Consider the following 9,638-nt stretch of genomic DNA (forward strand, 5'->3'; position numbering starts at 1 on the left):
CTCCCGGATGGGGGAAAAAGGAGAGGACCTGGGAAGGTATCTGGTTACGAAAAGTCCGGAAGATGCAGGGAGATTCAGGGTGCCCGGCCTGCGTGAAGTATCCCGGACAGGACCGTGGTTCCATAATGGCTCGATGAAAACCTTAACGGAAGTAATCCGCTTTTACAGCATGGGAAATCCTGAACATTTCCAGAAAAGAACAACGGTTTATGAAGGAATTGCTTTACAGTCGCAAAAATCGGGAATGGTAAGGATGCTGGAACTGTCGGATGAAGAGATTTCCCAGCTGGAAGCTTTTTTAAGAACCTTGTCTTCAGAACCTGAAAGTGTAAAACTTCCTGAACTGCCGAAATAATCTGAAGGGAACCCAAAGAGAAATGAGGGAATAAGCTAAAAAGGGAAGCCGGATGCCGAAAGTTTTCCTGTTAATCTGACTGACTGGAAATCAGTAATCAGATGGTGTGGTTTATTACTTTGTTATGAAAGCCCCTATTTAACATTCTGATTCATCATTTTTTATTTTCACTTATTTAATTAACTGAAAATAAAGAATATCTAATTCACACTAATCTCGGAAAAGCTGAAAATTGACGGACAAACCTGATAGGCTTTAAAACCACGAGGTTTATTTACAGATCAAGTACAAAAGTTGAGAAAAAAATTAGTTAGTGCAATTGCTATGATATGGATGTAAAAAGAGATAAAAATTTTAATGGTACCGCTGCTGGGAATGGATTATATTTCACCAATAGACACCAAAAACAAAAAGCAGCCTTATTTTAAATAATGCTGCTCTCCCTAAGATTAATTTAAGTATAACTTGATGATGTACTTTAAAATGAAAATTCTTAATAGGATTATAATTAAATTTTAAAAGTGAGACCACTCCCCAATCAGAGTGATCTCGGTATAAAATATTCCCTTATACTTTAACCAAAATACCTACCATATTCCGGCGTTTTGTTTTGTGTAAAATTACATATAAAGAATATACTGTTGATGAATATCTTTAATTTTGGTAAATTAAACTTTAAAATATTAATTTAAAAGAATAATATTCTGTAAATTTGTGTAATTGATCACCTATAAAAGGATAATATTCTATGGAACACCTTGACAGTAAGGATATGCAGCTGCTGAGACTGCTTCAGAACGACGCAAAATTAACGGTAAAAGAACTGGCAAAAGAAGTTAATCTCTCTCCTTCACCCGTTTTTGAAAGAGTGAAAAGGCTTGAACAGGAAGGGTACATAAAAAAATACGCCGCCATCCTGGATGCCGAAAAGCTGAATCTAGGTTTTACCGTCTATTGCCAGCTGAAGCTGAAGAGTAACGACAGCTACCTGGCGGTAGAATTTGAGCGTGAGATCCTGGAAATTGAAGAAGTGGCAGAGTGCTACAGCATTTCCGGAGATTTTGATTTTCTGCTGAAAGTTCATGTACGTGATATGAAGCAATACCAGAATTTTGTTTTTAACATTTTGGGTGCCGTACCTTCTATCGGGAGCACGCACAGTACTTTTGTCATGGCACAGGTAAAGAATACCCACGGATTAATGTTTTGAACGGGCAATCCAAACCCGAATCAAAAGTTAGGCTGATAGGATGGAAGAGAATTGCTGGAAGGTGTATCTTATCAATATCATATTCAGGAGCATGTTAACTAAAGATAAATTGTCTATTCTTAAATTTATACTAAATAGCAGGATCTTCAGAAAAAGAGGAATTAATGACGGGGATGTCGTAAAACTGTCCTTCAATGATCTTTCTTTGATCTTCCGGAATGTCTTCCAGCTTACGCCGGGTATTCATCTGGATGTATGGCTAGGTCGTTATACCATTATCTTTCCCTAAACCGAATTCAGACAGAATGATCTGCTCATATTGCAGCTGCAGGATTTCCCTGCTGTCTTTCAGTTCGGCTCTCCTCCTGATCTATTACCGAAGTTTTCGAACAGTATTTTGAGGTAAACATTGGCAAACTGCTGAGAATGTTTGCTTTTGCTTAAATTATATTTTTAGCCCCGGACCGGTTATTTCACAAGATATCATAAGCATGATCCAGATGGAAGATTGCTGTATCATAAAGCTTATTTACGGAATAAGTATGTGCAAAATAAATATCAGCCATGGTGGTATAATATTTATTTCCATGACTACCGGAAGCTTTTTGCAGCTGCCCGGATGCCTTCATAAGGCTGTGTATCTGATTTTTATTATAAAAGTACCGGTATTTTGTTTCCAGCAGTCTCATTTCAGAAGGTGAATCTTTAAGTTTCCTGCTTTTTAATGAGTCTGTCCGGATCAGGATATGCTTGATCGGTATTGATCAAACAATTTGAAGTTATCCGCGACTTCATTTCAGAGACCGGAAATATCCTTTTGCGGCGGAGTATTGACTTTTAAAAAAAACAGAAAAATATAAGATCAGCTGGAGACTTTCCACAACCCGTACTGGGTATGTTAATCTTAATTAAACAGTGAAGTGAATTGATGGAATTATCCGGATGTTCTTAAAATACTTTTTGAAAATAAAGGCAGGCTGTTTGCATTATCAGGCGAAGTGCTAAATCGAATTAAAATTTAATACAATATCTTTGTCTTAAATTGAACTACTGAAGAATATTTTTATGGAGGATATAAGGATGATCGTTACGGATATGGACGGGACTTTTCTCAACTCTTTACACGAAGTAAGCCCTGAATTTCCGAAAATCTACAAGGAGCTTAAAAAAAGAAACATCTTATTCGTGCCTGCGAGCGGAAGACAGATGATGGGGATCACCAAATATTTTGGCGATACGGAAAGCGAAATGGCCTTTATTGCAGAAAACGGCGGTTATGTAATCTATAAAAATGAAGAGCTCTTTGCCGATCAGCTGAATCCCAAATATATTTCCGAGATTATTAAAAAGATCCGTGCAATCCCCGGCGCAACAGCTGTTCTTTCAGGTAAGAAAAAAGCGTACTTTGATACCGATAACCAGGATTTTATCGATTATATTTCACAGTTCTATGCAGATAGTGAGCCTAGGGAAGACCTGACGGAAGAAATTAATGACAGCATTTTCAAAATTGCCGTCTACCATTCCGGCGGATCTGAGCTGAACGTGTACCCGGAGCTGAAGGAGTTTGAAAAGTATGATCTGGATATCGTGGTTTCCGGACAGTACTGGCTTGATATCATGAATAAGAACATCAATAAAGGGGCTGCGCTCGAAAAACTTCAGAAAGCATTAAATATCACCCCTCAGCAGACCATGGCTTTCGGAGATTATATGAATGACATCCAGATGCTGGAAAACTCAAAATATTCTTACGCCATGAAAAATGCACATCCTTCCGTAAAAAAAGCGGCCAGTTTTGAAGCCTGCTCCAATGATAATTTCGGCGTGCTGAAAATCATTAAGGACTACCTAAACATCAATTAATAAAACAATTTATCTGTATTTCTGCCTTCAGCTTTTGAATCTGAAGGTTTTTTTGCTTTCCGTATTGTATGAACGGAATATCTCCATTAAATTTACGGCATAAAAAAACTTTAACCATGAACAAATTATTGAAGCATCTTTTACTTTTTGCCATCCCTTTTCTATCGGTGGGATGTTCTTCGGACAATGAAATTTCTGAAGGTGGGATTCCGCCTGTCATGACGCTTTTTTACCAGAATCCTGATGCACTTGCAAAAACTTACGATCCTACCGGTAAGGTAAGCGAGCCGCTTCGGAAGGAGATTTTTAATCTTTACAAACAGGGAAACTGGAGCAACCTGGAAGCCTTATTTAAAAACAACAGCCTGAACGGGGGCTGGCCTCCTGCCAACGGCGGGTATAATATCATTGATAATATTCCATTTGCTGCCGGACAGAAGTATGACCGCTACAGCGGAGCAGTCGGCGGCTACAGCGGTACCGGTGTTCCGACCTTAGGAGGAAGCTTTACCAGCCCGATCGTGAATGGATACCGCTACACATTCAGCCAGAGAGCACTTAATATGCCCGAAAAATCCTATGATTTTTATTATGAAATCGATGTTCTGAATAATCTGCTTTCCTTTCAGGGCCAGCTTGCGGATGTGATTCCGTGGTTCGGTCAGGCAGGCGGCGGAACGCAGATGATGTGGAAAATACCCATTGATCCCATGACCGGCTATCAGAAAACATGGAATAAACTGGCGCAGGAAGGATACATTAAAGTAATCATCGTAAAAAGTCCGAGCGGGAAGTACAACCACCTGGCAGGAACGGTTATCCAGAAATAAAGTATGAATTTATATCCCATCTCAGAAAAAATTACTGTCGGCAAGAAAGCGGCACTGGAAAAAGACCTCTTCATCAATGAAGAGATCGGCCGGTCGGCTGAAATACCATTCACCTGTTGCCAATGCGGAAATGGAAATACCATTCTGCTCACGCCATATGAATCCGGTTTTCCTGTTTTACCGCTTTATGATCAGGGGAAAGTGCTGTCCGAAAACGAGCTGATAAACAATGGAATGGCCGAAGAAACTTCACAAGACAGACTTTATCTGGGAAAGTTGACGGTGAATGATCTGCCTACGTTATATTTCGGAACCGAATGTAGATCCTGTGCTTCAAAATACATCGGGATATTCGGCTATGGCGAAAAACAGCCCGGACTTGAAATGCTGAAAATTTCAGGAATCTGGAATTACATTCCGCCTGTTTAAAATAATATAAATTTAACGTTATAAAATCATCCAATGCAGATAAAAATTAGCTGAATCTGCATGGGTTATTTTGTAGATAAGATTCAAATACAGAATTAATTAAAATTAATTCCGCACCCGGATTACGGATTGCCGTAAAAAACTGCCGGCGAAAAATAATACTATTGCAGACCAATACTTATACTATGGAAATTATATTAATCATTATTTTATTCCTTCTGATGCTCTATGCATTCATCATGCTGGGAAAAACCAAAAAAGAATCGGTAGAAAAAGGCAATCGGATTACTGCTCTGAGTCAGGAAATCAGCCAGCTGAAAAATGAAATCTCCAGTCATCTTTCCGATAAGAGATCATTAAATGATAAAATTCAGCGATTGCGGTCAGAATTATCCAATCTGCAGATCGGTAAACGCACAACGGATGAAAAGAATATTCAGCTTAGAAATCATAACGATGCCTTAAGTAAATACCAGGATATTATCAATGTTCAGGTAGAATGCGAATATCTTTTGAAAAGGGCGGAGAAAGAAAGTCTGAAATTAAAAGAAAGGGCACAGCTGGAGCTGGAAAATGCACAGTTTCAGGCGAAAGAGTCGAGAAGGGTAGCCAAAGAGCTGGCGGAGAAAAGAACCAGAGAAGTGGAGCTGCTGTATGAAAATGCAGTAAGGGAATCCGAAAGGATTATCAATACTGCGGAAGATAAAGCCCTGTCCATTGGAGGTGATGCTTACAGAAGTTTACGGGAGGCTGATGAAATCGCCAACCGGATCAGGGCCATGAAAAATGTTATCGAAGGCTATGGGAACGAATATATTATTCCTTCTTACACCTTGCTCGACGAACTGGCAGAAGAATTCAGCTATAAGGAAGCCGGCGAAAATCTTAAAAAGCTCCGCCAGAACAACAAGTTGATGATTACAAGCCGTCAGGCCGGAATCTGTGAATACATGGACGAATACAGAAGAAATATTGCCGTTGATTTTGTGATTGATGCCTACAACGGGAAAGTGGAAACGATCCTGAATTCCGTAAAAAAAGACAATTACGGGATTCTGAAACAGAAAATAGACGATGCATTCCAGCTCGTGAATTTCAATGGGGAAGCTTTCAGGAAGGCCAGAATTTCGCAGGTCTATCACGAAGCCCGTCTGGAGGAACTGAAATGGGCAGTGGTTGCACAGGAACTGAAAGCAAAAGAACTTGAAGAGCAACGGCAGATCCGCGAACAGATGCGGGAGGAAGAAAAATCCAGAAGAGAATACGAAAAAGCTATTAAAGATGCTGAAAAAGAAGAACTCACGTTAAAAAGACTGATCGAAAAGGCTGAATCCCAGGTAGCAAAAGCCAATGAAGAGCAAAGGCTGATCTTCCAGCAACAGCTTGAACAGTTACAGGGAAGGCTTACCGTTGCCGAAGAAAAGAACCAGCGGGCGATTTCGATGGCCCAGCAAACCAAATCCGGAAACGTGTATGTTATTTCAAACATCGGTTCGTTCGGTGAAGATATTTATAAAATCGGAATGACCAGAAGACTGGAACCCATGGACCGTGTCCGGGAGCTGGGCGATGCGAGCGTGCCTTTTGAATTTGATGTTCATGCCATGATCTATTCAGAAGATGCTCCGGCACTGGAAAGGCAGCTTCACAAAAAATTTCTGAAGAACCAGTTGAATAAGGTTAACCCGAGAAAAGAATTTTTCAGATTAGGCCTCAATGAAATTAAAAATCATCTCGATAGTGCCGGCATTGCCTGCAAATGGACATTGGCCGCTGAGGCGAAGCAGTACCGCGAAACGCTGAAGCTGGAAGAAGAAATGAAAACCAATAAACAGCTTGAACAGGAATGGGAGCAATATCAGGAAGAAGCAGATCCTGTGAGCTTTGAGGAAGTCCTGGCTGAAGAATAAGAACCTGTTAAAAACAAAAAACCACGGCTTTTGAAGCTGTGGTTTTTCTTGAAAAATATATTATTATTAAGATTCGGTGCCTACTAATCCGTAAGTCATAGAAGCGGGTTCCTTACCGAACAGACATGAAAAAATGTTCTGAAATTCATGAATGTACTTGCATCTGATCGAATTTCCGTAGATCTTTAATCCGTCTACGATCTTTTTTGAACTCAGGTCGATGTCGTACTTAATGAAAGTTTCGGGTCTTTCGTATCTGATCCGCTGTTCGGAACTGTATGTTCTTGAAAAGCCGAATTTTTCAAGCCATTCTTCAGTAATCTGAATCGGTTTGATTGATCTTGCCGGAACAGAAAAACTGTGGATGTCATTTTCAATTTTAACAAAATAATCATTTCCTTCATTATTCTGGAATATTTCAGTAATGTTATAAATCTGATTTTTATATTCCACTAAATTTTTGATTTTTAGATCTGCAACGTTCATACTATTTTGTGTGTGTTAAGTTATTTTATTGTAAGCGATGTATTGTATTATTTATAGTTGCAAATACCATGCCTTATGTCTGGAATAACATTTGCCTCCGGCGTCCGTTTTTACATAAGACTATGGTTAAACCCTTATGAATAGGGAAGCTGACCGTTATAAGAACAAATAAATCTATTTTCAGAAAGTTAAACTTGTGGTATGTCTATGGTATATTGAACAGTGGTCGAAAGGTTGTTTAATCTATTTTCAGTGATTTATTTTCTTGTTCATGATAAAAAGCAAACGGTAAATACGGCATAAAAATTTCTGGCTTTTTCTTTTATGTAAATACTGTGAATCCAAAAATCTGAAAACATATTATAAGGTTAAAAGCAGTAGAGTTTTGGATGATGCAGGGAATACTTCCTATTTTATGTATATTTAAAGTGAAAAACATTAATGAGAATGCTCGAAAATTTTCCATTCTATTTATCTCTGGTTATTGCTATCGTCCTGCTGATTATTGTTGCAAATAAAATCAGGGTTGCCTATCCTGTTCTCCTCGTCATGGCCGGACTGCTGATAAGCTTTATTCCGGACATCCCGATGGTTAAAATTGATCCGGAACTAATCTTTATTATTTTCCTTCCGCCTTTACTTTATGAAGCGGCATGGACGATTTCATGGAAGGAGCTTTGGAAATGGCGGCGGATCATCGGAAGCTTTGCTTTTGTTGTGGTACTTCTTACCGCGACCATTGTGGCTTTTGTAGCCAACCATTTCATTCCCGGATTTTCACTGGCCCTGGGCTTTCTGCTGGGCGGCATTGTTTCTCCGCCGGATGCAGTAAGTGCCGGAGCTATTTTAAAATTCGTAAAAGTCCCGAAAAGAATGTCGTCGATCCTGGAAGGGGAAAGTCTTCTGAATGACGCTTCTTCCCTTATTATTTTCCGTTTTGCCATGATCGCGGTTGCTACCGGGCAGTTTGTCTGGCACGAAGCAGTATTGAGCTTTTCCTGGATGCTTGTTGGCGGAATCGGAACCGGCCTCCTGATTGGCTGGCTTTTTATGAAAGGCCACAAAATTCTTCCGACTGATGCCAATATGGATACCGTGCTTACGCTTGTTGCCCCATACATAATGTATATTGCAGCAGAAGAAACTCACAGTTCCGGTGTTCTGGCGGTAGTAAGTGGGGGGCTGCTGCTGTCTAACCACAGGCACAGTTTTCTAAGTACTTCATCAAGACTTCGCGGAATCAGTGTCTGGGAAAGTCTGGTTTTTATATTAAACGGACTGGTATTTATCCTGATCGGGCTTGATCTTCCGGAAATTATTTCAGGGCTGGAAGGGGTAAGTGTCTATGCCGCTATCGGATATGGTTTGTTGATAACGCTTGTTTTGGTAGTGGTCCGGATTATGGCTGCATATGGCGCGGTTTTCATTACGCTTATCGCCCGGAATTTTATTAAGGTAGCCGATTCGAGACATCCGGGATTTAAGGTGCCTGCCATTCTTGGCTGGACCGGAATGAGAGGAGTGGTTTCGCTGGCAGCTGCACTGTCTATCCCCGTAAAGTTGTCACATAACGGTCCTGAATTTCCCCAGAGGAATCTGATCCTGTTTATCACCTTTATCGTGATTCTTACAACCTTATTGGTTCAGGGACTTACTTTGCCATTGATCATCAGGAAAGTAAATATGCCGGTGTACGATGATCATCTCCCTGAAGATGATGCAGAAGAAATGATCCGCCGGGAAATGGCGAAGCTTACTGTTGATTATCTGGATAGAAATTACCGCGAGCTGCTGGAAAAAAGCATCTTTCTACAGCAGATTAACGAAAAATGGCGGGGGAAACTTGAGAAGGAACCGGACCTGAATTTATCCTCCGAAATTAAACAGGCTTATCTGGACCTCCTCAGTAGGCAAAGGGATTGGCTCATTGAGCAGAACCATGATCATAATCAGCATTTTGATGAAGATCTGATCAGAAAGCACCTGATGAAAATTGATCTGGAGGAAGAAAGGATATTACTGGTTCATTAGCAGAACCAATACTTTTTCCAGATATTCATTTTCCTTAACCACTTTATTATAAGACTGTCTGGCATATACAGGCGAAAGCTCGTAATTTTCCGGTTTGGAGTCGAGGTCTGTATTTTCAATATAATTGAGATGCCGGGTATATTCTCTAATCAGCTTATTGATCATTTTTCTTTTAATCCGGCATAAAGTATTGTTTTTTATTTTCTGTAGTGAATTCAGAATAAAAGATTTGTCCCCGTGGAAGTTTACTGCATTTTTCACAAACGAAACGTTGTGGCTATCCTGTAAAACAGAATGTTCATCTTCAAAAATCATGATCGTAAAAGGTTTTAATGAATTTTTAGTAAAGTCAAGACACTGGTGATGGAATTCAGAATCCATTGACGGGAATCGGCAAGGACCTTTTCAGAAACCTAAGAAGGCTCTCCTTCGGGGAAATAAAGTGCGTTGACATATAATCTATTTAAGTGGTGGTGTGATTAAAAGTAAATTTTCCAGTTCAAATATCTCACCAAAAAATC

8 protein-coding genes and 1 pseudogene are annotated in these 9,638 nt (G+C 39.9%); 7 read left to right on the plus strand and 2 right to left on the minus strand.

Going from position 1 to position 9,638, the window contains the following annotated elements; all coding sequences use genetic code 11:
• From FY557_RS20235 to FY557_RS19685, 6 genes and pseudogenes are all read left to right on the plus strand, one after another.
• Positions 1-355 (plus strand): annotated as a pseudogene (locus tag FY557_RS20235) (cytochrome-c peroxidase); the annotation flags it as partial.
• A gap of 748 nt (positions 356-1,103) precedes the next feature.
• Positions 1,104-1,565, plus strand: coding sequence for an Lrp/AsnC family transcriptional regulator (locus tag FY557_RS19665; RefSeq protein WP_149248927.1), 462 nt, complete (start codon positions 1,104-1,106; stop codon positions 1,563-1,565).
• Positions 1,566-2,630: 1,065 nt separating this feature from the next.
• The gene (locus tag FY557_RS19670; RefSeq protein ID WP_149248928.1) at positions 2,631-3,431 is read left to right on the plus strand and encodes an HAD family hydrolase; all 801 of its coding nucleotides are present in this window, start codon (positions 2,631-2,633) and stop codon (positions 3,429-3,431) included.
• A 116-nt stretch (positions 3,432-3,547) separates the two neighbouring features.
• Complete coding sequence (locus tag FY557_RS19675; protein WP_149248929.1) at positions 3,548-4,261, plus strand: glycohydrolase toxin TNT-related protein; 714 nt, start codon at positions 3,548-3,550, stop codon at positions 4,259-4,261.
• 3 nt (positions 4,262-4,264) lie between these two features.
• The gene (locus tag FY557_RS19680; protein WP_149248930.1) at positions 4,265-4,690 is read left to right on the plus strand and encodes a hypothetical protein; all 426 of its coding nucleotides are present in this window, start codon (positions 4,265-4,267) and stop codon (positions 4,688-4,690) included.
• A 185-nt stretch (positions 4,691-4,875) separates the two neighbouring features.
• Entirely contained in the window at positions 4,876-6,600 is a 1,725-nt protein-coding gene (locus tag FY557_RS19685) for a DUF4041 domain-containing protein (RefSeq protein ID WP_149248931.1), read from the plus strand.
• Positions 6,601-6,666: 66 nt separating this feature from the next.
• Here the strand turns inward: FY557_RS19685 and FY557_RS19690 are convergent, their stop codons facing one another.
• On the minus strand, positions 6,667-7,086 hold the full coding sequence (locus FY557_RS19690) for a hypothetical protein (protein WP_149248932.1): 420 nt from the start codon (positions 7,084-7,086) through the stop codon (positions 6,667-6,669).
• 447 nt (positions 7,087-7,533) lie between these two features.
• Here FY557_RS19690 and FY557_RS19695 point away from each other — a divergent pair, with 447 nt between their 5' ends.
• Positions 7,534-9,117: a Na+/H+ antiporter gene (locus FY557_RS19695; RefSeq protein WP_149248933.1), complete on the plus strand. Its 1,584-nt coding sequence runs from the start codon at positions 7,534-7,536 to the stop codon at positions 9,115-9,117.
• Here the strand turns inward: FY557_RS19695 and FY557_RS19700 are convergent.
• The gene (locus FY557_RS19700; RefSeq protein ID WP_185151782.1) at positions 9,103-9,432 is read right to left on the minus strand and encodes a hypothetical protein; all 330 of its coding nucleotides are present in this window, start codon (positions 9,430-9,432) and stop codon (positions 9,103-9,105) included. The two genes, FY557_RS19695 and FY557_RS19700, sit on opposite strands and share 15 nt — an antisense overlap.
• Positions 9,433-9,638: the final 206 nt, after the last annotated feature.

Origin of the sequence: Chryseobacterium sp. SN22 (assembly GCF_008329705.1) — a bacterium.
GTDB lineage: Bacteria > Bacteroidota > Bacteroidia > Flavobacteriales > Weeksellaceae > Chryseobacterium.